23 protein-coding genes are annotated in these 24,836 nt (G+C 73.0%); 14 read left to right on the top strand and 9 right to left on the bottom strand.

Features of this window, described 5'->3' with window-relative positions:
• Position 1 precedes the first annotated feature (1 nt).
• A complete protein-coding gene (locus tag ATL31_RS02875; protein ID WP_101394450.1) occupies positions 2–1,318 on the bottom strand; it encodes a sensor histidine kinase in 1,317 nt (438 codons plus the stop codon).
• Positions 1,315–2,013: a response regulator transcription factor gene (locus tag ATL31_RS02870; RefSeq protein WP_101394449.1), complete on the bottom strand. Its 699-nt coding sequence runs from the start codon at positions 2,011–2,013 to the stop codon at positions 1,315–1,317. The genes ATL31_RS02875 and ATL31_RS02870 overlap by 4 nt, the downstream gene beginning before the upstream one ends.
• A gap of 26 nt (positions 2,014–2,039) precedes the next feature.
• Between ATL31_RS02870 and ATL31_RS02865 the strand changes: the two genes are divergently transcribed.
• The 5 genes from ATL31_RS02865 (at position 2,040) to ATL31_RS02845 (ending at position 7,606) form a co-directional block, all read left to right on the top strand.
• Complete coding sequence (locus ATL31_RS02865) at positions 2,040–2,651, top strand: hypothetical protein (RefSeq protein ID WP_101394448.1); 612 nt, start codon at positions 2,040–2,042, stop codon at positions 2,649–2,651.
• Positions 2,652–2,689: 38 nt separating this feature from the next.
• Positions 2,690–3,550, top strand: a complete 861-nt coding sequence (locus ATL31_RS02860; RefSeq protein ID WP_101394447.1) for a DegV family protein — start codon at positions 2,690–2,692, stop codon at positions 3,548–3,550.
• Positions 3,551–3,555: 5 nt separating this feature from the next.
• Positions 3,556–4,164: a glycerol-3-phosphate acyltransferase gene (locus ATL31_RS02855; RefSeq protein WP_101394446.1), complete on the top strand. Its 609-nt coding sequence runs from the start codon at positions 3,556–3,558 to the stop codon at positions 4,162–4,164.
• Between the two features lie 95 nt (positions 4,165–4,259).
• Positions 4,260–5,195 carry a helix-hairpin-helix domain-containing protein gene (locus ATL31_RS16285; protein WP_143598299.1) on the top strand — a complete coding sequence of 312 codons (936 nt, stop codon included), beginning with the start codon at positions 4,260–4,262 and terminating at the stop codon, positions 5,193–5,195.
• Complete coding sequence (locus tag ATL31_RS02845) at positions 5,192–7,606, top strand: ComEC/Rec2 family competence protein (protein ID WP_245861851.1); 2,415 nt, start codon at positions 5,192–5,194, stop codon at positions 7,604–7,606. Before ATL31_RS16285 ends, ATL31_RS02845 begins: the two co-directional genes overlap by 4 nt.
• 9 nt (positions 7,607–7,615) lie before the next feature.
• On the opposite strand, the gene ATL31_RS02840 is transcribed toward ATL31_RS02845, so the two are convergent.
• Positions 7,616–8,569 carry a LysR family transcriptional regulator gene (locus ATL31_RS02840; RefSeq protein ID WP_101394445.1) on the bottom strand — a complete coding sequence of 318 codons (954 nt, stop codon included), beginning with the start codon at positions 8,567–8,569 and terminating at the stop codon, positions 7,616–7,618.
• A 66-nt stretch (positions 8,570–8,635) separates the two neighbouring features.
• Here ATL31_RS02840 and ATL31_RS02835 point away from each other — a divergent pair, with 66 nt between their 5' ends.
• Entirely contained in the window at positions 8,636–9,640 is a 1,005-nt protein-coding gene (locus tag ATL31_RS02835) for an NAD-dependent protein deacetylase (protein ID WP_101394444.1), read from the top strand.
• Positions 9,637–10,185 carry a GNAT family N-acetyltransferase gene (locus ATL31_RS02830; RefSeq protein ID WP_101394443.1) on the top strand — a complete coding sequence of 183 codons (549 nt, stop codon included), beginning with the start codon at positions 9,637–9,639 and terminating at the stop codon, positions 10,183–10,185. The genes ATL31_RS02835 and ATL31_RS02830 overlap by 4 nt, the downstream gene beginning before the upstream one ends.
• A gap of 4 nt (positions 10,186–10,189) precedes the next feature.
• On the opposite strand, the gene ATL31_RS02825 is transcribed toward ATL31_RS02830, so the two are convergent.
• Positions 10,190–11,389, bottom strand: coding sequence for a RimK family alpha-L-glutamate ligase (locus tag ATL31_RS02825; RefSeq protein ID WP_101394442.1), 1,200 nt, complete (start codon positions 11,387–11,389; stop codon positions 10,190–10,192).
• A gap of 26 nt (positions 11,390–11,415) precedes the next feature.
• Here ATL31_RS02825 and ATL31_RS02820 point away from each other — a divergent pair, with 26 nt between their 5' ends.
• Both ATL31_RS02820 and ATL31_RS02815 read left to right on the top strand, forming a co-directional pair.
• On the top strand, positions 11,416–11,928 hold the full coding sequence (locus tag ATL31_RS02820) for an ATP-dependent zinc protease family protein (protein WP_101394441.1): 513 nt from the start codon (positions 11,416–11,418) through the stop codon (positions 11,926–11,928).
• On the top strand, positions 11,928–12,893 hold the full coding sequence (locus ATL31_RS02815; RefSeq protein ID WP_101394440.1) for a succinylglutamate desuccinylase/aspartoacylase family protein: 966 nt from the start codon (positions 11,928–11,930) through the stop codon (positions 12,891–12,893). The genes ATL31_RS02820 and ATL31_RS02815 overlap by 1 nt, the downstream gene beginning before the upstream one ends.
• 123 nt (positions 12,894–13,016) lie before the next feature.
• Here the strand turns inward: ATL31_RS02815 and lexA are convergent, their stop codons facing one another.
• Positions 13,017–13,742 (bottom strand): transcriptional repressor LexA, encoded by a 726-nt coding sequence (gene lexA / locus ATL31_RS02810; RefSeq protein WP_101394439.1) that lies wholly within the window; start codon positions 13,740–13,742, stop codon positions 13,017–13,019.
• 219 nt (positions 13,743–13,961) lie between these two features.
• Between lexA and ATL31_RS02805 the strand changes: the two genes are divergently transcribed.
• The 3 genes from ATL31_RS02805 (at position 13,962) to ATL31_RS02795 (ending at position 16,533) form a co-directional block, all read left to right on the top strand.
• On the top strand, positions 13,962–14,408 hold the full coding sequence (locus ATL31_RS02805; protein ID WP_143598297.1) for a LysM peptidoglycan-binding domain-containing protein: 447 nt from the start codon (positions 13,962–13,964) through the stop codon (positions 14,406–14,408).
• A 665-nt stretch (positions 14,409–15,073) separates the two neighbouring features.
• Positions 15,074–15,658: a hypothetical protein gene (locus tag ATL31_RS02800; protein WP_170062484.1), complete on the top strand. Its 585-nt coding sequence runs from the start codon at positions 15,074–15,076 to the stop codon at positions 15,656–15,658.
• Between the two features lie 23 nt (positions 15,659–15,681).
• Entirely contained in the window at positions 15,682–16,533 is an 852-nt protein-coding gene (locus tag ATL31_RS02795) for a cobalamin-binding protein (RefSeq protein ID WP_101394437.1), read from the top strand.
• 34 nt (positions 16,534–16,567) lie between these two features.
• Here the strand turns inward: ATL31_RS02795 and ATL31_RS16385 are convergent, their stop codons facing one another.
• Complete coding sequence (locus ATL31_RS16385; RefSeq protein ID WP_158239773.1) at positions 16,568–16,735, bottom strand: hypothetical protein; 168 nt, start codon at positions 16,733–16,735, stop codon at positions 16,568–16,570.
• 480 nt (positions 16,736–17,215) lie between these two features.
• On the opposite strand from ATL31_RS16385, the gene nrdR reads away from it, so the two are divergent.
• Both nrdR and ATL31_RS02785 read left to right on the top strand, forming a co-directional pair.
• Positions 17,216–17,713 (top strand): transcriptional regulator NrdR, encoded by a 498-nt coding sequence (gene nrdR, locus ATL31_RS02790; RefSeq protein WP_101394436.1) that lies wholly within the window; start codon positions 17,216–17,218, stop codon positions 17,711–17,713.
• Positions 17,714–17,770: 57 nt separating this feature from the next.
• Positions 17,771–20,746, top strand: a complete 2,976-nt coding sequence (locus tag ATL31_RS02785) for a vitamin B12-dependent ribonucleotide reductase (protein ID WP_101394435.1) — start codon at positions 17,771–17,773, stop codon at positions 20,744–20,746.
• A 170-nt stretch (positions 20,747–20,916) separates the two neighbouring features.
• Here the strand turns inward: ATL31_RS02785 and ATL31_RS02780 are convergent, their stop codons facing one another.
• The 3 genes from ATL31_RS02780 to ATL31_RS02770 form a co-directional block, all read right to left on the bottom strand.
• Positions 20,917–22,674: a competence protein CoiA family protein gene (locus ATL31_RS02780; RefSeq protein WP_101394434.1), complete on the bottom strand. Its 1,758-nt coding sequence runs from the start codon at positions 22,672–22,674 to the stop codon at positions 20,917–20,919.
• A gap of 250 nt (positions 22,675–22,924) precedes the next feature.
• Positions 22,925–23,635 carry a hypothetical protein gene (locus ATL31_RS02775; protein ID WP_101394433.1) on the bottom strand — a complete coding sequence of 237 codons (711 nt, stop codon included), beginning with the start codon at positions 23,633–23,635 and terminating at the stop codon, positions 22,925–22,927.
• A gap of 10 nt (positions 23,636–23,645) precedes the next feature.
• A complete protein-coding gene (locus ATL31_RS02770) occupies positions 23,646–24,830 on the bottom strand; it encodes a hypothetical protein (RefSeq protein WP_101394432.1) in 1,185 nt (394 codons plus the stop codon).
• Between the last annotated feature and the right edge of the window lie 6 nt (positions 24,831–24,836).

The following is a 24,836-nucleotide window of genomic DNA, read 5'->3' as shown; positions in this document are numbered from 1 at the left end:
GTCAGCCCCCGTCGGCGGCCGGCAGGGTCACCGTGACCCGCAGCCCCCCGAGGTCGCTCACGCCCAGGACCACCGTGCCGCCGGCCGCCGCTGCCAGCCGGTGCACGATGGCCAGGCCGAGCCCGGTCGACCCGGCGGCGCTGTCGCCGCGCCCGCCCCACGGTCGCGCCATCCCCGGCCCCGCGTCCTCGACGACCACGTCCACCTCGGTCGCGGGCCGCGACCGGCCGCCGTGGCGCGGGTGCGCCCGCACGCTCACCCGGGCCTCGGCGCCTTCGGGGGTGTGCGCGAAGACGTTGTCGAGCAGGGTGTCGACCACCTCGCGCAGGGCCTCGTCGTGCAGCCGGACCGGTGGTGCGTGCTCGTCGCCGTGCCACCGGAGGCGACGCCCCTGGTCCTCGGCCAGGGGAGCCCAGAACGCCACCCGGTCGCGGACCACCGGATGCGGGCGGGTGGGCGCGATGAGGTCCGAGCGCACCGAGTGTCTGGCCTCGCGCACCACCTCGTCGATGCTGCGCTGCAGGTGGTCGACGTGCTCGCGCAGCCGCTGGGCGACCTCGGCGTCGGCGACCAGGTCGGTGTCGAGACGCAGTGCGGTCACCGGGGTCCGCAGGCGGTGTCCCAGGTCGGCCACGTTCTCCCGCTCGGCGGCCACGAGGCCGTGGATGCGGTCGGCCAGCGCGTTGAGGGCCCGGCCGAGCTCGGCCGTCTCGGGAGGGCCGCCGGGCACCGCGCGCGCCGTGTCGTCGCCCTCGCGCAGCCGGTGCGCGACCGCCGCCAGGTCCGTGACCGGGACGGTGACGCGCCGGCCGAGGCGCCAGGCGGCCCCCACCGACGCGGCCACCAGGAGCAGGCCGAGGGTGCCGATGGTCAGCCAGGCAGCCGGCACGCCGGCCCGCAGGTCGTCCGTGCTGACATCCGCCACCACCACGTCGAGGCCCTCGTCGGTGGACACCGGCACCAGGGCGTCCAGGCCGCCGTCGCGTGGGCTGGTGAACGCCTGCTGCGCGGTGCGCGCCCGGATGACGGCCGCCCAGGTCGTGGCGGGCAGCGTCCGGTCACCCCCGAGCAGGGTGCCGTCGGGTGCCACGACGACCACGCGGGGGCCCTGGGCCGACAGGTCGGCCACCGTGCGGTCGAGCGTCGCGCGGTCGGTCAGGGTGGCGACGAAGCGGGCCACGCTCTGGGCCTGCTCACGGGCCCGGGTGGAGGCCCGGTCGCTCGCCAGGTTCGCGACGAGGAAGCAGAGCGGCACCACGAACGCGACCACGACCGCCGAGGTCGTCGCGGCGACGAGCCAGGCGATGCGGCGGGTCATCCCGCGGGGTCCGGTGCGCTGGGCGGGGCGAGCCGCACCCCGACGCCCCGCACGCTGTGCAGGTACACCGGGTGAGCCGCGCTCTCGCCCAGCTTGCGGCGCAGCCACGACAGGTGGACGTCGACGGTGCGCTCGCCCCCGCCGTACGGCTGGTTCCACACGTCGGCGAGCACGTCGCGCTTGCTCACGACCTCCCCGACGTGCTGGGCGAGGTAGACGAGCAGGTCGAACTCGCGGCGCGAGAGGTCCAGCGCGGTGCCGCGCAGGGTGGCCGACCGGCTCGCCGGGTCCAGCACCAGCTCGCCCACCTCGAGGGTCGCGGGGGCGCCGTCGTCGCCGACCCGGCGCAGGACCGCCCGCATCCGAGCCTCCAGCTGGTTCATCGTGAACGGTTTCACCACGTAGTCGTCGGCGCCGGCGTCGAGGGCGCGCACGACCGAGGGGTCGTCGTCGCGGGCGGTCACCACGATGACGGGGGTGGTGCGGACGGCCCGCAGCATGCTGAGGAGGCTGTGGCCGTCGAGGTCGGGCAGGCCGAGGTCGAGCAGGACGACGTCGGGCTGGGTGCCGAGAGCCAGCTGGAGCCCGTCGAGCCCCGCCCGCGAGCTGGTCACCGCGTGGCCACGGTCGGTGAGCGAGCGCACGAGGGCCGACCGGATCGCCGGGTCGTCCTCGATGACGAGCACGTGTGCCACAGTGGGCACCGTAGAGCAGGAACGGGGTGACGCGCATGGACCCGGCGCGCGGCAAGGTGCTGGCGATGGTGGCCGCGTGGCTCGCCACGGTGCTCGTCGTGGGCGGGGCGACCTTCGTCGTCGTCTCCGCGGCGGGCCGCGACGTGGGCCAGGTGTCGGCGCTGCGCACCGTGGTGGTCGACCCCGCGGCCTCCACCACGTCCCCGGCCGCCACCCGCCCGCCGGCCAGCCGCGACGTCCCGACGAGCCCGGCCCCCCGCCCGTCCACGTCCCCCCACCCCGACGCCACCGAGGCCGGCGGACCCCCCGCCACGCGTCCGGCGCCGCGCCCCGCGCCCTCCTCGCGGCCCCCCGCCGGGGCCGCCCCGTCCCCCGCGACGCACACTGCGTCCTTCACCACCGCCGGCGGCACGGTGGTCGCGACGTGCACGGGTTCGGTGATCCGGCGCCGGTCGATCACCGTCCGCGACGGATGGCGCTTCGAGGACGAGCTGGACGGCGAGAGCCTCAAGGTCCACTTCACCCGTGACGACGGGGAACGGGCGACGGCCGCCGCGCCGTCCGAGACGTCCGATGGCGACGGCGAGGTCGAGCTCACCCTCCGGTGCGTCGGCGGCGTCCCCACCGCCGTCTCCTGACGCGCGGGCCCGTCGCCCCGGCCCACTAGCCTGCGGGCATGGCCACCGCGATCGTCACCGACTCCACGGCCTACCTGCCGGCCGAGCTCCTCGAGGGCCTCGACGTGCGGGTCGTGCCGCTGCACGTGGTCGTGGGCGGTCGCGCGTTCCGCGAGGGGGTCGACATCGGGCCGTCCGAGGTGGCCGCGGCGCTGCGGGCCTTCACTCCGGTGTCGACCTCCCGCCCGGCCCCGCAGGCGTTCCTCGACGCGTACGCGGCCGCGGCCGCGGCCGGAGCCGACGCGGTCGTGTCGGTCCACATCTCGGCCGAGCTGTCGAGCACGCTCGGGGGCGCCGAGCTCGCCGCCGCCCAGGCGCCGGTACCCGTCACGGTCATCGACTCCCGGGCTCTGGGGATGGTGATGGGGTACGCCGTGCTCGCGGGGGCGCGCCGGGCGGCAGCCGGTGCCTCGGCGGACGAGGTGGCGCGGGTGGTGCGCGAGACCTGTGCCGGCGCCTCCGTCGTGTTCTACGTCGACACCCTCGAGTTCCTGCGCCGCGGCGGGCGCATCGGGCGGGCCGGGGCGCTAGTCGGGTCGGCGCTGGCCATCAAGCCCATCCTCGGCCTGCGCGACGGGCAGATCGTGCCGCTCGAGCGGGTCCGCACCGCGACGCGCGCGATCGGCCGGCTCGAGGACCTCGCGGCCGAGGCGGCCCAGCTGGCCGTCGACGCCGGGCGCGAAGTCGACCTGGCCGTGCACCACCTCGACTCGGCGGAGCGCGCGGCCCGGCTGGCCGAGCGGCTGGCCGAGCGGGTGCCGGGCGCGGGGATGCGGGTGGTCGAGCTCGGGGCGGTGGTGGGGGCGCACGTCGGCCCGGGCACCCTCGCCGTCGCGGTCGTCCCGCGCGTGGCCGGCTGAGCACGATGGGGGCCCTGCTCCTCGTCCTCTGGACGGCCGCGCTGGTGGTCGCCGCGTTCCTCGTCGGGTCGGTCAACCCGGCGACCCTGGTGGCGCGGGCGCTGGGGCGCGACCTGCGCACGGCGGGCTCGGGCAACCCGGGCGCCACCAACGCCGGGCGGGTCCTCGGGCCGCGGTGGGGCGTGCTGGTGCTGGTGCTCGACGTGCTGAAGGCCTACCTGCCGACGCTGCTGGTGGCGCGGGCGTTCGGGGTCGGGCCGGCGCTGCTGGTGGGGCTGGCCGTGGTGCTGGGGCACACCTTCAGCCCGTTCCTGCGGGGGCGCGGCGGCAAGGGGGTGGCGTGTGCGCTCGGGGCGATCCTGGCCGTCGAGCCGCTGGTCGCGGTGGGGGCGCTGGTGCTGTTCGCCGTGGCCGTCGCGGTGCTGCGGGTCGTGGGCGAGGCCTCGGTCGTGGCGACGGTGGGGCTGCTGCTCGTCGGCGTGCTGGGCGTGGTCGGGCTGCTGCCGTTCGTGTCGGCCTGGGTCGGCGGCTGGCTGGTGCTGGTGGCAGCCGTGGTGCTGTCGCGTCACCACCGCAACGTGCGTGCATGGTGGTGGCGGCGCCGACGGCGCTGAGGCGGCTGTCCACAGGGCGGCTCGGGGTGGGGTCGCCGTCCACAGATGCGGGCTCGGGTCGGTCGGCCGGGCCCGGGGCTGCCTAGCGTCGCGGCATGCGTCGTCGACCCGCCCCCCAGCCGGTGTCCCCCCGCGCGCTCGCCCGCCTACGCTCGGGCGGGCGCCGGGCGGGTGGCTGGGTGCCGTCGCGCGAGGTGCTCGGGCTGGGCGAGGCGCGCGGGGACGTCGACGGCGGGGCTCGCGACGACGGCGACGCTTTCGACGACGACCCCGGGCGCCACCGGGGGAGTGGTGCGCGGGCCTGGGTGCGCGCCCCGGCGGCGCTGGTCGGTGCTCGCTGGCAGCCGGGCCGCGCGGCGGTGCTGGGCGTCCTGCTCGTCACGCTCGCGGCGGTCCTGGTGCTCGGGCTGCGCGTGGCGTGGGCCCGCTCCGACGACGGCGACGTCGTCGCGCCGGCGGTGGGGGGGAGCGGCGCCGCGGGGGTCGAGCGCGGCGCCGTCCCGGTCGGGGTGCCGGCCTCGGCCTCGCCGAGCCCGTCCGTTGCGCCGTCCGCGTCACCCAGCGGGTCCGGGGCGGCGGTGGTCGTCGTCCACGTCGTGGGTCAGGTGGTCCGTGGCGGCCTGTACCGGCTGCCGCCGGGCTCGCGGGTGGCCGATGCCGTCGAGGCCGCCGGGGGTGCCACCCGCGCCGCAGACCTGGGGGCGCTCAACCTGGCCCGGGTCCTGGTCGACGGCGAGCAGGTCCGGGTGCCGAGGCCGGGCGAGGTCGTGGCCGCCGGTCCGGTGACGGGTGGAGCGGGCGGGGGAGCGGGCGGAGGCGGCGGGTCCGGGGGAGCAGGGGCGGTCGTGTCGCTCAACGCCGCCGACGCCGCGGCCCTCGACTCCCTGCCCGGCATCGGGCCGGTCATCGCCCAGCGCATCGTCGACTGGCGCACCGAGCACGGCCGGTTCACCAGTGTCGACGAGCTCGCCGAGGTCAGCGGCATCGGCGAGAAGCTGCTGGCCCAGGTGCGGCCTCTGGTCACCACGTGACGGCGGAGCGGCGCCGGTCGCCCGCGCCGTCGCTGCCGGCCGACCCGTCCGACCTGCGGCTCCTCGCGCCGGCCGTGGGCGCGTGGGTGGTCGCGGCTGCCACCCTCGGGGCCGGTCCGGGAATGCGCTGGTGCGTCCTCGGGGCGGCGCTGGTGGGGGCCGCTGGGCTGGGGTGGCCCGGCGCCTCACGACGACGGGCGCGGGGGCGGTCCGGCCGGCCGGCTCGCCTCGAGGTGGCCCGCTGGCCGGTGGTGCTGACCCTGGTCCTCGTCGTGCTGCTGCAGGCCGCCGCCCTGGCCCAGACCGCGCTGCGCGAGCGCGGCGACGTCGTCCCGCTCGCCGCCGCGCGGGCCAGCGTCGTCGCCGAGGTCGTCCTCACCGGCGACCCCGTCGCCATCCCCGCGCGCGGTGACGAGCCCCGGGTCGTGCGCACCGCGACCATCCAGGTGCTCAGCGCCCGCGGTCGCACCGAGGCCGCCTCGGCGCCGGTCCTGCTCGTCGGCGGCCCTGCGGTGGCCGCACCGCCCTGGCGTTCGACGGCCGTCGTCCGCGGGCGGCTGGCCGCCACCGACCGGGCCGACGACCGGGTGGCCGTGCTCACGGTGACCGGGACGCCCCGGGTGGTCGAGGCGCCGGGCGCGGTCGCGAACGGAGCCGAGCACCTGCGCTCCGGCCTGCGCACCGCGCTCGACGACGCGCCGGCCGACGCCCGCGGCCTGCTGCCGGGGCTCGTCATCGGCGACACCAGCCGCACCCCGCAGGACCTCACCGACGCCATGCTCGCCACCGGCATGACGCACCTGACCGCCGTCTCGGGCTCCAACGTCGCCGTCGTGGTCGGGCTGGTGCTGGGGCTGTGCGTCGTGCTGGGCGTCCCGCGGCGGCTGCGACCGGTGCTCGCGGGGCTCGCGCTCGCGGGGTTCGTCGTGCTGGCCCGGCCCGAGCCCAGCGTGGTGCGGGCCGCCGCCATGGGGGCCATCGGGCTCATCGGCCTGAGCCGGTCGCGACGCGCGGCGGGGCTGCCGGTGCTCGGTGGGGCGGTGGTGGCCGTCCTGGTCATCGACCCGTGGCTGGCCCGCTCGTACGGCTTCGCGCTCTCGACGCTCGCCACCCTCGGCCTGCTCCTCTTCACCCGGCCGTGGGGGGATGCCGTCGGGCGCCGCCTTCCGTCCCGGCTGGCCCCCCTCGGACCGGCGCTCGCCGTCCCGGTCGCGGCCCAGGTGATGACCGCGCCCGTCGTGGTGCTGCTCCAGGGGTCGGTCAGTGTCATCGGGGTGGTCGCGAACCTGCTCGCGGCGCCGTTCGTCGCGCCGGCCACCGTCTGCGGGGTCGCCGCGGCGGTGGTCTCCCTCGTCTGGGGGCGCGGCGCCGAGCTGGTCGCCTGGGCCGGAGTCGTCCCCACCACGGCGATCGCGCGGGTCGCGCGCGTCGTCGCCGAGGTGCCCGGGGGCACGATGCCCTGGCCCGACGGGGCACCGGGGGCGGCCCTGCTGGCGCTGCTGTTCCTCGCCCTGGTGCTGTCCGGCCGGGCGCTGGCGGGGGCTGTGCGCGCGCATCCGGCCGTCTCCTACGCCGCCCTCGCGCTCGCCGCGGCCCTGCTGCTGCCCACCCGCGTCGTCACGTGGCCGCCGGACGGGTGGCGGGTCGTGGTGTGCGACGTCGGGCAGGGCGACGCCATCGTGCTGCGTTCCGGCGCGGGCCACGCCGTGCTGGTCGACGCCGGCCCCGACCCACCCCTGGTCGACGGCTGTCTCGACCGGCTGGCCATCCGCACCCTCGACGCCGTGGTGCTCACGCACTTCCACGCCGACCACGTCGACGGGCTGGCCGGGGCGTTCCAGGGCCGCACCGTGCGGCAGCTGCTCACCACGCCGGTGCGCGAGCCCGAGGCCGGTGCGGCAGCCGTCGACCGGGTCGCCCGCGAGCACCACGTCCCCGTGAGTACCCTGCGGGCCGGGGACGCGCTCACCCTCGGCGAGCTGCACGCCGTGGTGTGGAGCCCGTGGCGGCGCATCGGCGACGGGTCGGTCCCCAACAACGCCAGCGTCGTCCTCGCGGTGCGCACGGGCGACGTCGACGCCCTCCTCCTCGGTGACGTCGAGCGCGAGGCCGCCCACGACCTGCTGCTGCGGCTGCGCCGCGACCCCGCGATGGCGGCGGCCGCGCGCGGCTTCGAGCTGGTGAAGACCCCGCACCACGGGTCCTCGAACCTCGACGACGAGCTGATGGCCGCGGTACGGGCGCCGGTCGGGGTGATCAGCGTGGGCGCCGACAACGACTACGGGCATCCGGCGCCGGCGCACGTGGCGCTGCTGCGGCGCCTGGGGTACGCGGTCTACCGCACCGACCAGCGCGGCGACGTCGCCGTGGTCGAGGGCGGAGGAGCCACTCGGGTCGTCACCGCCCGGTGAACGGTCGGCTCAGATCGACCAGGCGGGCTCGGCCATCCGGGTCGTGGGGGTACGCGGCTGCGAGCCGGCACTTTCGATGAGCGCGTCCAGGGCTGCCCCGACGGCCGGCACGCGCCGCAGGTCCGGCGTGGTCATGGCGGTGATGGTGCGGCGCGAGGCCGGCTCCATCCGCAGGGCCACCACGTCCGGGTGGTGCACGGTGCGCAGGATCAGATCGGGGATGAGTGCCACCCCGAGACCCTCGGCGACCAGCCCCATCACCGCCACGTAGTCCTCGGTCTCGTACGCGACGTCGGGCCGGAAGCCCGCGGCGTCGGCCAGCTGCAGCAGGTGGCCGCGGCAACGCGGGCAGCCGGCGATCCACGGCTCGTCCCGGAGGTCGGCCAGGTGCACCGTCTCCTGGTCGGCGACCCGGTGGGTGCGCGGCACCGCCAGGCGCACCTCGTCGTCGAGCAGGGGGGTGATGACGAAGGCGTCGAGGTCCTCCTCGCCGCGGGCCAGGTCGGTGCCCTCGTAGGCGAACGCGATGGCCAGGTCGCACTCGCCGGCCCGCAGCGCCGCGATGCTCTGCGGCGGCTCGGCCTCGGTGAAGCTGATGCTCACGTCGGGGAAGCGGGCCTTGACCAGCGCCAGCGCCCGCGGCACCAAAGTGGCCGATGCCGACGGGAAGGCCATGATGCGCACCCGCCCGCTGCGCAGCCCGGCGATGGCGGCCACCTCCTCCTCGGCGGCGTCGAGCGCGGCCAGCACGGGGCCGGCGTGGCGGGCCAGGACACGCCCGGCCTCGGTGAGCCGGACGTTGCGCCCGACCCGCTCGACCAGGGCGGTGCCGGTGCGCTGCTCGAGGCGGCGCACCATCTGCGAGATGGCGGGCTGGGTGTACCCGAGCGCGCCGGCGGCCGCCGTGAAGCTGCCCTCGTCGGCGATGGCGCGCATGACGCGCAGTCCTGCGGCGTCGATCATGCCCCACAGCGTATAACCCCGTGTTATCGATCGTGCCCTGTCGGCGGGTCGGGCGATACTGGAGCCATGCCGGATGCCGCCCCGACCTCCCCGTCGTCGCGCCCGCCCCACCCCGGGCCGCTGGCCGCCCCGGCGCCGGTCCTGCGGACCGACGACACCGCCACCCCGGCGTGGGCGCTCACCCAGCCGCCGGCCGAGGCGCGCAGCCCCGAGGCCGTCGCCCGGCTGGCCGGCCTGCTGCACGACCATCCCGGCACGATCGTGCTCACCGGTGCGGGCATGTCCACCGACAGCGGCATCCCCGACTACCGCGGGCGTGACGGCACGCGGCGCGTCACCCCGATGCAGCACGGCGAGTTCTGCGCCAGCACCGAGAACCGGCGCCGGTACTGGGCGCGCTCATTCGTGGGGTGGCAGCGCTTCTCGCGGGCCGAGCCCAACGCGGGGCACCGCGCGGTGGCGGCCCTGCAGCGCGCGGGCGTGCTCGGCCCGGTCGTCACCCAGAACGTCGACGGCCTGCACCAGGTCGCCGGCAGCCGCGACGTCACCGAGCTGCACGGCACCCTGGCCGAGGTCGTGTGCCTCACCTGCGGCGACCGCAGCCCGCGCGAGGCCCTGCAGCGCCGGATGGCCGAGGCCAACCCGGGGTTCGAGGCACTGGTGCGGGGCGAGGTGGCCGACGGCTCCCGGGTCAGCAGCCAGATCCGCCCCGACGGCGACGTGGTCCTGCCCGACGAGGCCGTCGCCGGCTTCCACCTCGCCGGGTGCCTGGTCTGCGGGGCCGACACCCTCAAGCCCGATGTCGTGTTCTTCGGCGGCTCCGTCCCGCGCGAGCGCGTCGACCACGTCTTCGCGCTCACCGACGCCGCGCCGGCCCTGCTGGTGCTCGGCTCCTCGCTGGCGGTGATGTCGGGCCTGCGGTTCGTCCGGCACGCCGCCCGCCGCGGCATCCCGGTGGTCGGCGTGACCCGCGGCCCCACGCGCGGCGACGAGCACATGTCGCTGCGCGTCGACGCCGACCTCGCGCCCACGCTCGAGCAGGTCCTCGCGGCCCGGGGCCGGGCCGCGTGACGGCCGGTTCTGCGGCCGGTGACGACGACGTCGTCGTCCGGGCCGCCACCCCGGCCGACCTACCCGGGATGGCCGCCATCTACAACGACGCCGTGCTGCACTCGCTCGCCACCTTCGACGTCGAACCCCGCCCCGACGACCACTACGCCGACCGGCTACGGTCCGAGGCGCCCGGCGACCACGTGCTGGTCGCCGTCCGGCAGCCGTCGGCCGAGGTGCTGGGGTACGCGTTCAGCGGCGTCTACCGCCCACGGGCCGCCTACGACGCGACGCGCGAGGTCTCGGTCTACCTCGCCGACGTGGCCCGCGGCCGGGGGCTCGGGCGCCGCCTGTACACCGAGCTGTTCGCCCGGGTCGACGCCGACGGCATCCACACCTGCCTGGCCGTCATCGCCCAGCCCAACCCGGCCAGCGAGGCCCTGCACCGGTCCTTCGGCTTCGAGCCGGTGGGCACGCTGCGGGAGGTGGGCCGCAAGTTCGACCGCTGGGTCGACACCGCGCTCTGGCAGCGCCGCCGCCCGGCCGCGCCCGACGCCGGGCCCTGAGGGCTCACTCGGGGCGGGGCTCGTGGATCGGCTCCTTGGGCAGCTTCTTGACCTTGCGGGTCCGCCGCCGCCGGCTCGGGATCATCGAGCGCATCTCCTCGAGCCGCCCGAAGCACAGCAGCCGGTCGCCCGCCTGCAGCACATGGTTCCCGTTCGGGTTCGGGACCACCGACGTCCCGCGGTGCAGCGTCAGCGCGGTGATGTCACGCTCGCGCAGCCCCGACGCCGCCAGTGTCTTGCCCACCAGGTCCGACGCCTCGAGCACCGCGATCTCGGCCACGCCGTAGCCCGTCGAGACCGTCAGCCGCTGGCGCACGTCGATCTCGGGGAAGGCCACCTGGTTGTCGATGTAGTCGATGATCGCGCCGGCCACGTCGAGCTTGGTCGCGGTCTCGATGCCCTCCAGGCCGGGGGAGGAGTTGACCTCCATCACGAGCGGGCCCTCGGCGCCCTCGAGCATGTCGACGCCGGCCACCCGCAGGCCCATGATCTGGGCCGAGCGCACCGCCGCCTTCTCGAACTCGGGGTCGAGCTCGACCGGTTCGACCGACCCGCCCCGGTGCACGTTCGAGCGGAACTCGTCGCCCTTGGCCACGCGGCGCATCGCCGCCACCACGCGGTCGCCGACGACCAGCGCCCGGATGTCGCGCCCCTTGCTCTCGCTGACGAAGTGCTGGATGAGCACGTTCTGCCGGGTCGAGTGCAGCGTCTCGATGATCGCCTCGGCCACCTTGATCGTCGGCGCCAGGATCACCCCGATGCCCTGGGTGCCCTCGAGCAGCTTGATGACCACCGGCGCGCCGCCGACCCGCTCGATGGCCGCGATGACGTCGGCCCGGTCGCGCACGAACGTCGTCGGCGGCATCCCGATGTGGTGGCGCGACAGGATCTGGGTGGCGCGCAGCTTGTCCCGCGAGTTCGCGATGCCCCACGAGGTGCTCGGCGTGTAGACGTCCATCTGCTCGAACTGGCGCACCACCGCGGTGCCGAAGTACGTGACGGAGTTGCCGATCCGCGGCAGGATCGCGTCGTACGTCGAGAGGCGCTTGCCCCGGAACTGCAGGTCGGGCTCGTCCCCGGAGAGGTCGATGCCGAACCGTAGGGTGTTCAGCACCTTGACGGTGTGGCCCCGGTCGGCGGCGGCGGTGCGCAGGCGCTGCGTACTGTACGAGCGAGGTGCGCGGGAGAGGATCGCGAGCTTCATGGCTTCCTGAACGGAGAGGACGGACGGTGTCGGACGGTCGTGCGGGCCCGGGCGCTGCAGCCTCGACCGACAGTCTTGCCTACACCCTCGCCGGGTGGCGCGAGTGGGTCAGCCTCCCGTCCGCGGGGGTCCCGTGGGTCAAGGCCAAGCTCGACACCGGCGCCCGCTCGTCCTCCGTGCACGCCTTCGACCTCGAGGAGCTCGAGCGCGACGGCGAGCGCTGGGTGCGCTTCACCATCCGCCCGTGGCAGCGCTCCGACGACGACGCCGTGGTGGTCGAGCGCCCGGTCCTCGACGTCCGCGACGTGCGCTCGTCCTCCGGCCACACCGAGCAGCGCCTCGTCGTCGCCCTGGACCTGACCCTGATGGGCCGCACCGTCAGCGCCGAGATGACGCTCGCCAACCGCGACGAGATGGGCTTCCGGATGCTCGTCGGCCGCGAGGCGCTGCGCCAGGGGTACGCCGTCGACCCCGGCCGTTCCTACCTCGGGGGCCGCCCGCCGCTGCGCCTGCGCCGGCGCAACCGGGGGGCCGGCTGATGGCCCGGGCGCTGCGGCCCTCGTTCGAGATCGGCAGCGTGCGGGTGCGGGCCGGGCGCGCCCAGTCGCTGGCGCTGCCCATCACCCGCCTGGTCACCGGCGCCGACGTCGACCTGCCCATCCGCGTCGTCCACGGCCGTGAGGAGGGCCCCACGGTGTGGGTCGACGCCGCCATCCACGGCGACGAGGCCGTGGGCGTCGAGGTGGTCCGCCAGGTGCTGGCCGCCCTCGACCCGAAGACGTTGCGCGGCACCCTGATCGCCGTGCCGATCGTGAACGTGCTGGGGTTCATGAACGGCAGCCGCTACCTGCCCGACCGGCGCGACCTGAACCGCTCGTTCCCCGGGGCGCCCCGCGGCTCGCTGGCGGGCCGCATCGCGCACCTGTTCATGACCCAGGTCGTCGACCAGTGCGAGGTGGGCATCGACCTGCACACCGGCTCCGACCGGCGCACCAACCTCCCGCAGATCCGCGCCGACCTCGAGGACGCGCGGACCCGCGAGCTGGCCGCCGCCTTCGCCGCGCCGGTGATGCTGCACGCCAAGGTGCGCGACGGCTCGCTGCGCCACGCCGCCCGCGAGCACGGGGCCACGGTGCTGCTCTACGAGGCGGGGGAGGCCTGGCGGATGGATGCCTGGGCCGTCGAGGCCGGGGTGCTGGGGGTGCGCCGGGTGCTGGCCGCGCTCGGGATGACCGAGCCCGTGGCCGAGGACCCGCCGGCCGCCTCCGAGGTCTCGTGGCGCAGCGGCTGGGTGCGGGCCCGCGGCACCGGGATGCTCCACCTCGAGGCCGGCCTCGGCCAGCGCGTCGAGGAGGGTCAGCGCCTCGGCGGCCTGTTCGACTCCTTCGGCAAGCGCGTGCGGCTGGTGCACGCCAACCGGGCCGGCGTCGTCATCGGGCGCACCGAGGCTCCGCTGGTGACCTCGGGCGACGCGGTCGTGCACATCGCCGAGGTCGAGGCCTGACCCGAGCCGGCCCGGCCCCGGTCATCCTGCTCCACTCCGGTCACCCCGATCCGCACCGGTCCCAGGTGACCGCTGCACCGCAGCCTGGCCGGTGCGCCACGGGCTCACCGGCCAGGCAGCGGCTCAGACGCGCCGCAGCACCGCGGTGACCTTGCCGAGGATGGTCGCGTGGTCGCCGTCGATGGGGTCGAAGGCCTGGTTGTGCGGCATCAGCCACACCTTGCCGTCCTTGCGCTTGAACGTCTTGACGGTGGCCTCGTTGTCGAGCATGGCCGCCACGATGTCGCCGTTGTCGGCGTTGGGCTGCTGGCGCACGACCACCCAGTCGCCGTCGCAGATGGCGGCGTCGATCATCGAGTCGCCGACCACCTTCAGCAGGAACAGCGAGCCCTCGCCCACGATCTGCCGGGGCAGCGGGAAGACGTCGTCGACGACCTCCTCGGCCGTGATCGGCACACCGGCGGCGATGCGGCCGAGCACCGGCACGTAGGTGGCCTCGGGGCGGTCGTCGTGGATGCCGGTGACGTCGACGTCGTCGTGCTCGACCTCGGCGCTGCGCCGGTAGCCGCCCTCGTCGGCGGTGTCGGGGGAGAGGACCTCGATGGCACGCGGCCGGTTGGGGTCGCGGCGCAGGTAGCCCTTGCGCTCGAGCGCGGACAGCTGGTGCGCGACCGAGCTGGGGGAGGTGAGCCCGACGGCCTCGCCGATCTCGCGCATGCTCGGCGGGTAGCCGCGACGGTCGATGGCGTTGCGGATCACCTCGAGGACCTTGCGCTGGCGGTGCGTGAGCTCCCCGCCGTCGCCCCGGTCGGGCATCTCGTGGATGTCGGCGTTCCTCGGACGTGCCATCTCGACCCTTTCGCTGCGTCCGGGGCCCCAGGAGCGCCCGGATCGGGGTGTTATCGCAGGTCAGCCGGCTTGTCGGTGCTCATGTGCAGGCTGGTGCGCATGAGAACAGCCTACGCGGTTCGTACAGGGGATTCAAACATTCTTACGACGCGTGTCTTGAACCGGTCGAACATCCGTGCTACAACTCGTACAGACGTTCTATCGAACAACGGTTCGACGGTGGCACTGGCCGCTGGGATGGAGGACATGATGAGTGCGATCGCCTGGGAGCCCACCGAGGGCTTCGTCCACCCGCTGCCGCAGGGGCCCCGGCTCGTCGTCGTGCGGGGCGGCGCCGGTCCTGCTGCCGGCGTGTCCGAGGGCGGCGTGTCCGAGGGCGGCGTGTCCGAGGGCTTGCGCCTCACGGCCCGCGGCCGTCTCGCCCTGCTCGTGCTGGCCGCGCTCGTGGTGGCCGCCGTCCTGGGTTTCGGGGGCGTCGGCGATGCCGGCGCCGTCACCGCTGAGCACGCGGTCACCGTCGGCGCCGGGCAGACCCTGTCCGAGGTCGCCGCGGCCGAGCTCCCGGGCCTGTCCGTCAGCCAGGGCGTCCTCGCCATCCAGCTGGCCAACAGGCTGAGCACGGCCCAGGTCAGCGCCGGCCAGCGGCTCGTCATCCCCCGCGGCTGACCCGCCGGCGTCGGGCTGGCAGCCCCGTCGGCCCCCCTCGTCCGAGTCCCTCGACCCGACTCAGGACGCCGAAGGGCGTCACCTCCGTGCAGGAGGGGTGACGCCCTTCGTGCTGTCCGTGGCGGCCTCCGCCGACCTGTCCCTTTGCTGCCACACCCTGCCCCCATCGACCGAACGGCCGAGGGGGGATGGCCCGTCCTGTCGGAGTCCGGCGCTGGACGACCGAGAGGGCGTGCTCAGCGCTGTCCACCGCGCGGGCGCGCCACGAAACTCCCTACATGCAGCCCCGCCGGCGGAGCACCTACCGCGCCACGCACCACCCGGTCGTCCACTGTGGCGGCTCGGGCCGGTGGCTGTGGACGTGTGGGTGCGGAGCCCGGGGTATCGCATCCTCCGGAGGCTGGCACCACGCGTTTACGGCAGCGCTCGTGCACCAGAGCCTGAGTCCGGGGGAGTAGGCGTGCGGCCCGGGGGCAACAGAGGGTCCCCGGGTCGCACGCCTCGTCCCCGTCCACACTCGCCGGACGGGGGCGACGCATCGCAGGGGCGCGGGCCCACCCTGGCTGGGGGTGGCGGGCTCGCGCAGCGTCATGCCCGGGAACAGAAGTCTCGACGGCGTCGTTCTGCAGTGGTGTAATGAAGTAATCACTGCAAAGGAGAACGACATGCGCCCAGGACACCGACCCGACGACGACACCCGCGAGCACGGCGCCGGCCGCCCCGGCCGGGGCCGTCGCGGCGGCTGGCAGCAGGGCGACCTGCCGCCGGCCGACGACGCCCCGGACTGGTTCGCCGGCCGCCTGCCTGACGGCTGGTTCGACGCGCTCGACGTCACCGTCGACCGCGAGGAGATCGTGGTCGTCGGCACCCTCTCGGGGGTGCCGCACGACACGGCGCCCGGCGAGGTCGAGGGCCGCATCTCGCGCTTCCGGGCCGACACCCGGGAGCAGCGGATGGCGGTCGCCCAGGAGGCCCAGGCGCGCTACGGCCGCACGGTGTCCTGGGGTGCCCGCGTGGGCGAGCACACCGCCCTGTTCACCCACCTCGCCGTGCCGGTGATGACGCGCCTGCGCCAGCCCGAGCGCGCGGTGCTCGACACCCTCGTCGACGCCGGCGTGGCCCGCTCCCGCAGCGACGCCCTGGCGTGGTCGGTCAAGCTGGTCGGCCAGCACGCCGAGGCCTGGCTCGGAGAGCTGCGCGAGGCCATGACGCACGTCGACGACCTGCGCGCCCGCGGCCCGCAGCTCTGAGACCCGGCCCCTAGGGTCGGGGGATGCGCGTCGTCAGTCTCATCCCGTCGGCCACCGAGATCCTGTTCGCGGTGGGCGCGGGCGACGAGGTGGTGGGCGTGACCTTCGAGTGCGACCACCCGGCGCAGGCGCGAGGCCGCCGGATCGTCTCGACGACGACCCTGGCCGAGGGGCTCTCGCCGCGCGAGATCGACGACGCGGTGGCCGCGGCCGTCGCGGCGGGGGAGGACCTCTACCGGCTGGATGCCGGGGCCCTGGCCGGGCTGGACGCCGACCTGGTGGTCACGCAGGACCTGTGCGCGGTGTGCGCCCTTGACGCCGCGACCGTCGACGAGGCGCTGGCCCATCTCAGCTGCCGCGCCGAGGTGCTCACCGTCGACCCGCACGACCTCGAGGGCGTGTTCGCCTCGGTGCTGAGGATCGGCGCCGCCGTGGGGTGCGAAGCCGAGGCGCAGGCGCTCGTGGCGCGCTGCCGCGACCGGCTGGCGGCCGTCGAGCGGTCGGTGGCGGGGCGTCCGCGTCCGCGGGTGGTCGTGCTGGAGTGGACCGACCCGCCCTACGCGCCGGGGCACTGGATCCCCGAGATGGTCGCGCTGGCCGGCGGCGAGTGCGTGCTCGGGACGGCCGGCGAGCGGTCGGGCCGGGTCACCTGGGACGACGTGGCGGCCGCGCGGCCCGACGTCGTGGTGGTGGCGCCGTGCGGCTACGACCGCGCCGGGGCGCAGGAGCAGGCGGACGCCCTCGTCGCCGCGGGGCTGCTGCCGGCGGCGGTACGGGTGCACGCGGTCGACGCGAACGGGGAGTGGGCCCGGCCCGGGCCGCGGCTGGTCGACGGGGTGGAGGAGCTGGCGCGAGTGCTGCATCCCCCGGCCTGAGCGACCCGGCGGGGTCCGGCGGGTCGAGGTGCGGTCAGTGGTGCCGCTTGCAGCGGCGCGGGCCGTGGCCGTCGATGCCGAGGCGGGCGGGCAGGGACGACAGGGCGGCGAACCCGACGACGACGGCGTCGAGGATGGGGGAGGCGGCGTCGTCGCCCGCGCTGCCGCGGCGGGCGGTCGCGCACTCGGTATAGCGCCCCATGGGGCCTTCCAGGTGGTACCTCATGACCCGAGCTCTCCCTGATCAGCGTCGGTGGATCTGCGTACTCCTCCACGGTGACAAGGAGCGCGGCCGCCCCGCAGGGCTTCCTGAGAGAGCCTGGCCGAACGGGCGACGACACGACCGAACGGCTGATGGCTGCCCGGCATCCTTCCGCGCGCTCGACCCCTAGATGTGGTGCCTCTCCCGTCACATCAGCCCCAGCAGTAGTACCCCGACACGCCGCCGGCAGCGACACGCCGCACCCCTGCACCCCCTCTGACCTGCGCAAACAGCCGTTCGGACGATTCTTGGCCCCGCCTGCTTGCGTCGCCGGTCACACCGGGGGCATGATGAGCACAACATCTAGTGGTTACACCGCTGTAGTTCGTCCACATGTTGTGAACAGGAAACACCGGTCGTCCACAGGTTGTTCACACCACAGTCCACCGTTCCATCCACAGGGGAGGGAGTCCCAGCGCCATGCACTGCCCGTTCTGCCGCCACACCGACTCCCGCGTGATGGACTCGCGCACCACCGACGACGGCTCGTCCATCCGCCGCCGCCGGCAGTGCCCCGAGTGCGGTCGGCGCTTCACCACCGTCGAGACGGCCAGCCTGAGCGTGGTCAAGCGCTCCGGCGCCACCGAGCCGTTCAGCCGGGCCAAGGTCCTCGTCGGCGTCCGCAAGGCCTGCCAGGGCCGCCCGGTCACCGAGGACGACCTCGCCCTCCTCGCCCAGAAGGTCGAGGAGACCATCCGCAGCGCCGGCTCCGCCGAGATCGACGCCCACGAGGTCGGCCTCGCCGTCCTCGAGCCGTTGCGCGAGCTCGACGAGGTGGCGTACCTGCGCTTCGCGAGCGTCTACCAGGCCTTCGACTCCCTCGACGACTTCGAGTCGGCCATCACCCTCCTGCGCGCCGAGCGCGACGCCACCGCGGAGGAACCGCAGGCCACGCGGCCTGTCGGACCCCAGCAGTAGAACAGACACCAAGGTCACCACCGCTCCCGGCTGAGGGGGCAGAAGAGAGGAACTCGTATGACCGACATCGCCGGAGCACGTGCAGGTGCCCGCAAGCCCGCCAAGGGCAAGGGGGTGCGCATCGAGCGCATCTACACCACCCCGGGCGTCCACCCCTACGACGAGGTGACCTGGGAGAAGCGCGACGTCGTCCAGCAGAACTGGAAGACCGGCGAGACGATCTTCGAGCAGCGCGGCGTCGAGTTCCCCGACTTCTGGAGCGTCAACGCCTCCACCATCGTCACCACCAAGTACTTCCGCGGCGCCGTGGGCACCGAGGCGCGCGAGACCGGGCTCAAGCAGCTCATCGACCGCGTGGTCCTCACCTACGTCAAGGCCGGTAAGGACCACGGCTACTTCGCCGTCCCCGAGGACGCCGAGATCTTCGAGCACGAGCTGACCTACGCCCTGCTGCACCAGGTGTTCAGCTTCAACAGCCCGGTCTGGTTCAACGTCGGCACCGCGAGCCCGCAGCAGGTCAGCGCCTGCTTCATCCTCTCGGTCGACGACTCGATGGACTCCATCCTCAACTGGTACAAGGAGGAGGGCTTCATCTTCAAGGGCGGCTCCGGTGCCGGCCTGAACCTCTCGCGCATCCGCTCCTCCAAGGAGCTGCTGTCTTCCGGTGGCACCGCCTCCGGCCCGGTCTCCTTCATGCGCGGCGCCGACGCGTCCGCGGGCACCATCAAGTCCGGTGGCGCCACCCGCCGCGCGGCCAAGATGGTCGTCCTCGACGTCGACCACCCCGACATCGTCGAGTTCGTCGAGACCAAGGCGCGCGAGGAGGACAAGATCCGCGCCCTGCGCGACGCCGGCTTCGACATGGACCTCGGCGGCAAGGACATCACCTCCGTCCAGTACCAGAACGCCAACAACTCCGTGCGGGTCACCGACGCCTTCATGCGCGCGGTCGAGGAGGGCACCGAGTTCGGGCTCACCTCCCGCCAGGACGGCTCGGTCATCGAGACCGTCGACGCCCGCGAGCTCATGGGCAAGATCGCCAAGGCCGCGTGGGAGTGCGCCGACCCGGGCATCCAGTACGACGACACCATCAACGACTGGCACACCAACCCCGAGTCGGGCCGGATCACCGCGTCCAACCCGTGCTCGGAGTACATGAGCCTCGACAACAGCTCGTGCAACCTGGCCAGCCTCAACCTGCTGAAGTTCCTCAAGGACGACGACACCTTCGACGCCGTCACCTTCCAGAAGGTCGTCGAGCTCGTCATCACCGCGATGGACATCTCGATCTGCTTCGCCGACTTCCCGACCGAGCCGATCGGCAAGACCACCCGCGACTACCGCCAGCTGGGGATCGGCTACGCCAACCTCGGCGCGCTGCTCATGGCCAGTGGTCTGGGCTACGACTCCGACGGTGGCCGGGCCCTGGCCGCCAGCATCACCTCGCTGCTCACCGGTGCCGCCTACAAGCGCTCCGCCGAGATGGCCGCGGTCGTCGGCCCCTACGCCGGGTACGCCCGCAACGCCGAGGCCCACCAGCGGGTCATGCGCAAGCACGCCGCCGCCAACGACGCGGTGCGCACGGTCAGCACGCTCGACAAGGACGTCCACCGGATGGCCACCAAGGCCTGGGACGACGTCGTCAAGCTCGGTGAGAAGAACGGCTTCCGCAACGCCCAGGCGTCGGTGCTGGCCCCCACCGGGACCATCGGCTTCATGATGGACTGCGACACCACCGGCATCGAGCCCGACTTCTCGCTGGTCAAGTTCAAGAAGCTCGTCGGCGGCGGGTCGATGCAGATCGTCAACCTCACGATCCCGCGGGCCCTGCGCAAGCTCGGCTACACCGAGGAGACCGTCGAGGCCATCGTCGAGTACATCGCCGACAAGGGTCACGTCATCGACGCCCCCGGCCTGAAGACCGAGCACTACGAGGTCTTCGACACCGCGATGGGTGCGCGCGCCATTTCCCCGATGGGCCACGTGCGGATGATGGCGGCCACGCAGCCGTTCCTGTCGGGCGCGATCAGCAAGACGGTCAACCTGCCCGAGACCGCCACGGTCGAGGAGATCGAGGAGGTCTACATCCAGGGCTGGAAGTCGGGCCTGAAGGCGCTGGCCGTCTACCGCGACAACTGCAAGGTGGGCCAGCCCCTTTCCGACGGCGGCTCGACCGCCAAGGACGCCGCGGCCGACAAGGCCTCGGCCGCGGCCAAGGCCGCGCAGACGCTGGTTGAGGGAACGCAGATCGTGGAGAAGGTCGTCTACCGGCCCACCCGCGAGCGGCTGCCGAAGCGCCGCACCAGCCAGACCACGTCGTTCGCCGTGGGTGGCGCCGAGGGCTACCTCACCGCCGGCACCTACGACGACGGCCGCCTGGGCGAGGTGTTCCTCAAGTTCGGCAAGCAGGGCTCCACGCTCGCCGGTGTCATGGACGCCTTCTCGATCGTCACCTCGGTCGCGCTGCAGTACGGCGTGCCGCTCGAGACGTTCGTCGAGAAGTTCACGAACATGCGCTTCGAGCCGGCCGGGATGACCGACGACCCCGACGTGCGGATGGCGCAGTCCCTCATGGACTACGTGTTCCGGCGGCTGGCGCTCGACCACCTCGACTTCGACACCCGGTCCTACATGGGCATCCACACGGCCGAGGAGCGGGCGCGCCAGCTCGAGACCGGCTCGTACGCCCCGGAGGCCGCGGAGTCCGACGAGGAGCTCGTGGGCGAGATCGAGTCGCTCTCGGCGGGCATCGGCGCCTCGGCGAAGAAGGCCGAGGAGCCGGCGCCGTCCGGCCCGACGGTCATCGAGTCCAGCGGCGACGCCGAGTCGGCCTCGACCCTGGCGTCCGGTTCCGGCGCGGCCTCGGCCCGCGAGGTCTCCGCCGAGATCCACAGCTCGGCCGACCTGCTCGCGGCGTTCGGCAACTCCAAGGCCGCCGACGCCCCGATGTGCATGACCTGCGGGACCAAGATGCGCCCCGCCGGCTCCTGCTACGTCTGCGAAGGCTGCGGCAGCACCAGCGGCTGCAGCTGATGTCAGTTCTCACTCGGATGTCAGTGGATTCTCACGGGATTGTCAGTGGATTCTCACGAGATGTCAGTGGATTCTCACGAGAGTGTCAGTGACAGAACGGATATCTGAGAAGAACGCCTGAGGGCGGACCGCATGAGCGGTCCGCCCTCAGGCGTTGGGTCGTACGGGGGCTACCGCCGCGGCTCGCAGCCGAAGTGGTACCCCCGCTTCATCAGCACGTCGGCGAGTGACATGCCACAGGTGAGGCAGTTCGTGTACTTGACTGCCCCGGTCTCGGTATGAGGCGCTGAAGACGAGACTTTAGGGGTGGGACTCGGCGTGGGTAGGGCCGTGGTCCCACGGTTGACCTCGCGGGCAGCCTGTCGCTCCTTCAGCGCGAGTGCTTCGCGTCGCCGTCTGATCTCGGCTTGGCGTTCTGCGGATCGCTGTTCTCTTTCGGCCTGTTGCGCTTCACGTTCGGCCTTCGCGACGTCGCGGAGCCGCTTGTTCTCGGTGGCGGTGTTGCAGTCCCCGTAGACGCGGGCGTACTCGATTTGCCCCGGACGGGGGCGGCTCATTTTGACGTACAGGAGGTCAGATTCGGCGAGGTGCTTGAGGTAGTCGATGACGGCGCTTGAGCGGCGCAGGCCGTCGCTGTGGAGGGTAAAGCCGTTTCTACTGAGCGTGCGGTAGCAGTCGGCGACGGTGAACTTCTGGCCGTCGGGGCGCCCGAGGATATGCGCTTCGTAGATCAGGGCGTGCCAGTGGGTGGCGTGGCCGCGGACCCCGATGTCGTTCGGGAGTTCGGTGCTCAGGACGGCTGGGACGAAGCCGTGCTCAGCGATGATGCGGGCGTAGGTGCCGCTGAGTTTCCAGCGACCGTCGAGCGCGTTGGCGTATTTGGCGAGGAACTCTCGGACGTTGCGGTCCTCTTCGAGGAGTCTCTCGATGCGTGCTGCGGCGACGCGTTGCCGCGCGTCGGCCTCATGTCTGGCCTGCGCCTCGCGTCGCTGCCGTTCTTCGCGAATCCCGGCCTGCGCGTCGAAGTCGGCCTTGCGGGCGGTCAGGTACTCAGCGTGCTCGGCCCGCAGTCGCCTCGTCGTCGGTGTCTGCATTCCGTCCGGGGTGATCTCGCACTCGGCGAGGACGTCGATGCCGAAGAAGCCGAACGAGTGAAGGGACTCGGCCCTCTCCTGCGGTGGGATCTGGAACATCCGGTCGTCGCTCGGCCAGTCGCAGAACGTCTCTTCGCACTCGTGAGCGTCGGTGTCGATCCAGACGGTGCCGACCTGCTCCTCGATCGGGTTGATCCAGAACAGCGGCACTTGGGCGGCCAGCATGGCCTGGTGGAGGGCACCGAAGGCCACTGCGCCTGCTGAACCTCGCGATGTACAGCGCACGTTGCGGGCCTCGCGCAGGTGAGGCGGAATGTGGCCGAGCAGCCACACGCAGGTGAGTCCTTGCTCGGTGTAGGACTCGTGGCGGGCTTTCCATTGCGCGACCGTCAGGGGGGCGTACTGGACCTCGATGGCGACCTGTCGGCCGTCGGGCCACGTAAGCATCACGTCGGCGCGGCGTTCCTTTGACCGGGTCGCTTGCTCGGGCTGGGCCACTACGGCACCGGCGTACTTCTCTTTCACCCAGCGAGAGATCAGGGCCTTGGCCTGCTGGTGAAACAGGCCTTCCTTGGCGTGGCCGCCCGCCCCACGCCGGTGGGAGAAGCCGTCGCGCCGGGTGGATCGAGCGACGGTTGTCAGTTCTCTTGCGTCGCAGGTCGGCATGAAGCATTCAAGGTGTTCCTTGGCCCATGTGCGGATCTCCGCGGCCGTCCCGTCGTGGAGGTAGTACAGGGGCCCACCGGGGGCGGCTTTGTGACGGGCGTAGACAAGTCGTTCTTCGCCGTTCTGGAACTGGGCCAGCGCCGAACGCTCGTGTGCGGTCCCCCTCATGCGCAAATCATCGGCTAAAGCACTGACACCCCACAGCGTCTTTCTGCATGCTGCTGCGCGTTGTGCTCCCTCGTTCGGGGGAGCGGAGTGAAGCCGATCAAGGAGCGAGGGCGATTGGAAACGGCCAGGGCGCCTAGCGCGGTGGCCGTCAGCATCGGCCGTCGGCGGTGGGCTGACAGTCGAGGTCGCAAGGTTTCATTGATCGGCCAGTTAGGAAACGTTGTCGGCTGATCGTGACCCAAGGGTGGGGTCACCTTGGGCGTGGAGGCCGCTGGGTGGGGCTTGGTGCCGTGTCGAGGAGTGCGAATCTGAGGTCGGGGGAGAGCGTGAACCGGTCGGGTCCTGACTCTCCAAAGATGATGGCGCCACGATTGGCGAGTGCGCCAATCTGTACCTGAGTGTCGTTCGGTAGTTCTCGGGTGCCGAGGTTGCCGGTCATGATCTTGTAGAGAGTCCGGGCTGCGCCGTGGTGGAGGCTGTCGTCGTTGTCGCGACGCCGGTTCAGTTCGGTGGTGATCTTTGCGAGCCCGGAGCCGCGTGCCGTAATGGCGACGTCGGGTTCGATGGTGACGTCCAGGCCGAGCGGTTCGAGGCGAGCGCGTAGGTCTTGGATGACGGCGTGGGTGTGGGTGAGGTCCCAGCCGAGGGCCGCGGCGAGGCGGCGGGTGGGTTGCCGCTTCCGGATGGCTGTGAGGGTGCGGGCGAGCAGGACTGCGTCGTCTTCGAGTTCAGTGGAGGGTTCGGGCAGCGGTTCGGTGAGGAGGTCGTCGAGGGAGACGCCCGCGGCGCGGGCGCAGTTGACGATGTCGGAGATGGCGATGCCGGGGCTGACGGCGTTCTCGAAAAGCATCATTCGTAGCACGCTTTGTCCCATGCCCGTGATTCGGCAGAACTCGCGGTCGGTGTAGGCGTTGCGCAGGAGCGCTTCGCGGAGTAGTTGCCCGTTGACATAGATGGCCATGGCGGTCCTTTCAGGTAAGGGTGGCGATGCGGACGCCGAGCGCTTTGCGCCATGTCTGGTCGGGGGTGTCGTCGAATCCGGCTTGGGCGCTGACGGTGGGGATGAGGAGGTCGCGGCCGATGGAGCGGAGCGCTGCGCGGACGCCGGGTGTGTTCATGGTGAAGAGAGGGTCGCCCTCGGTCGCGCCCTTGATCCGTCGGAACTCTCGATGGGCGCGTAGGAACGCGCGGGCGTCGTCCGTGAGCGGTTGCGCAGGGTTGGTCAGGTGGCCGGTGGGCTGCAGGTCGGCAAGGGTGAGCGCTGCGATGTCGTTGCTTGTCAGTTCGGCGTCGTGGAGGACGGCCAGGCTTGATCGCCAGGGCGTGCGGTAACCCCGCAGGGATCGGACTTCAGCAGGGGTGAGGCGGCGGTGCTGGTCCCGCTGCATGGCGGTGCGCAGGGTTGGCATCCAGACATACAGGTGTCGTCCGGTCTTGAACAGTGCGGCCTGCGTCGCTCGGATGATGGTTGTCGCTTCGCTCTCGGTCGTGACGGTGGAGAGCATGGTGCGCAGTCGCGATGAGGCGTCCTCGTCGTCACCGAGCGGGTTTGCAGTGATGTCGCGGAACGTGCGGACGTACAGGTCGTCCACGATGGCGAACTCGTTGGCGGGGAGAAGTTCTCGGCAGAGTCCGCGGAAGGCGTAGAAGTCCACTTCTGGCAGGAACTTCGGGAACGATGTGGGGGCTTCGGCGGGTAGGGGGTAGGCCGGTCGAGCGGTGGCCTTCATCCGGTCAATGAGGGGCGTGGGTGTGGTGTGGACGCGGGCACCGTTGTCCTGAGCCCATGCGATGACGGGGGTGACGGTGCTTTCGTCGTGGGTCAGCGCGACGTCGCAGTCAGCAGCCCGTCCAAGGTCGAGCAGGAACGTCAACAGCCGGGGGTAAGGGACGAGGTGGGCGTTGAGCATCACGATGAGGCGAATGTCGTACGCGCGGATCCAGCACCTCAAGAGGGTGATGTCCTCGTCGTGGCGGCGGCCCGCACCGGGCAGGTCGTGCCGCGCGCCAAGGCCGAGAAGGAGGTCTTGGCTGAGCGTCCACGCGTTGCGCGTCAGCGTCGTTGACGCGGTGAGAACGCCGCTGCTGGGGTCGAGGGCGGGCAGCGCGTCCCGGGCGCTCATGGTGGACGGAGTAGGGGTGACGGTCAGTTCCATGGATGC

Source organism: Phycicoccus duodecadis (assembly GCF_002846495.1).
GTDB lineage: Bacteria > Actinomycetota > Actinomycetes > Actinomycetales > Dermatophilaceae > Phycicoccus > Phycicoccus duodecadis.
This window is presented reverse-complemented; position numbering and strand designations above follow the sequence as displayed.

Excerpts from the sequence above, each read along its gene's own strand:
- lexA (WP_101394439.1), bottom strand. The coding sequence starts at position 13,742 with ATGGCACGTCCGAGGAACGCCGACATCCACGAGATGCCCGACCGGGGC.
- ATL31_RS02855 (WP_101394446.1), top strand. The coding sequence starts at position 3,556 with ATGGGGGCCCTGCTCCTCGTCCTCTGGACGGCCGCGCTGGTGGTCGCC.
- ATL31_RS02815 (WP_101394440.1), top strand. The coding sequence starts at position 11,928 with ATGGCCCGGGCGCTGCGGCCCTCGTTCGAGATCGGCAGCGTGCGGGTG.
- ATL31_RS02800 (WP_170062484.1), top strand. The coding sequence starts at position 15,074 with ATGCGCCCAGGACACCGACCCGACGACGACACCCGCGAGCACGGCGCC.
- nrdR (WP_101394436.1), top strand. The coding sequence starts at position 17,216 with ATGCACTGCCCGTTCTGCCGCCACACCGACTCCCGCGTGATGGACTCG.
- ATL31_RS02840 (WP_101394445.1), bottom strand. The coding sequence starts at position 8,569 with ATGATCGACGCCGCAGGACTGCGCGTCATGCGCGCCATCGCCGACGAG.
- ATL31_RS02795 (WP_101394437.1), top strand. The coding sequence starts at position 15,682 with ATGCGCGTCGTCAGTCTCATCCCGTCGGCCACCGAGATCCTGTTCGCG.
- ATL31_RS16385 (WP_158239773.1), bottom strand. The coding sequence starts at position 16,735 with ATGGGGCGCTATACCGAGTGCGCGACCGCCCGCCGCGGCAGCGCGGGC.
- ATL31_RS02780 (WP_101394434.1), bottom strand. The coding sequence starts at position 22,674 with ATGAGGGGGACCGCACACGAGCGTTCGGCGCTGGCCCAGTTCCAGAAC.
- ATL31_RS02825 (WP_101394442.1), bottom strand. The coding sequence starts at position 11,389 with ATGAAGCTCGCGATCCTCTCCCGCGCACCTCGCTCGTACAGTACGCAG.
- ATL31_RS16285 (WP_143598299.1), top strand. The coding sequence starts at position 4,260 with ATGCGTCGTCGACCCGCCCCCCAGCCGGTGTCCCCCCGCGCGCTCGCC.
- ATL31_RS02770 (WP_101394432.1), bottom strand. The coding sequence starts at position 24,830 with ATGGAACTGACCGTCACCCCTACTCCGTCCACCATGAGCGCCCGGGAC.
- ATL31_RS02835 (WP_101394444.1), top strand. The coding sequence starts at position 8,636 with ATGCCGGATGCCGCCCCGACCTCCCCGTCGTCGCGCCCGCCCCACCCC.
- ATL31_RS02775 (WP_101394433.1), bottom strand. The coding sequence starts at position 23,635 with ATGGCCATCTATGTCAACGGGCAACTACTCCGCGAAGCGCTCCTGCGC.
- ATL31_RS02785 (WP_101394435.1), top strand. The coding sequence starts at position 17,771 with ATGACCGACATCGCCGGAGCACGTGCAGGTGCCCGCAAGCCCGCCAAG.
- ATL31_RS02875 (WP_101394450.1), bottom strand. The coding sequence starts at position 1,318 with ATGACCCGCCGCATCGCCTGGCTCGTCGCCGCGACGACCTCGGCGGTC.
- ATL31_RS02860 (WP_101394447.1), top strand. The coding sequence starts at position 2,690 with ATGGCCACCGCGATCGTCACCGACTCCACGGCCTACCTGCCGGCCGAG.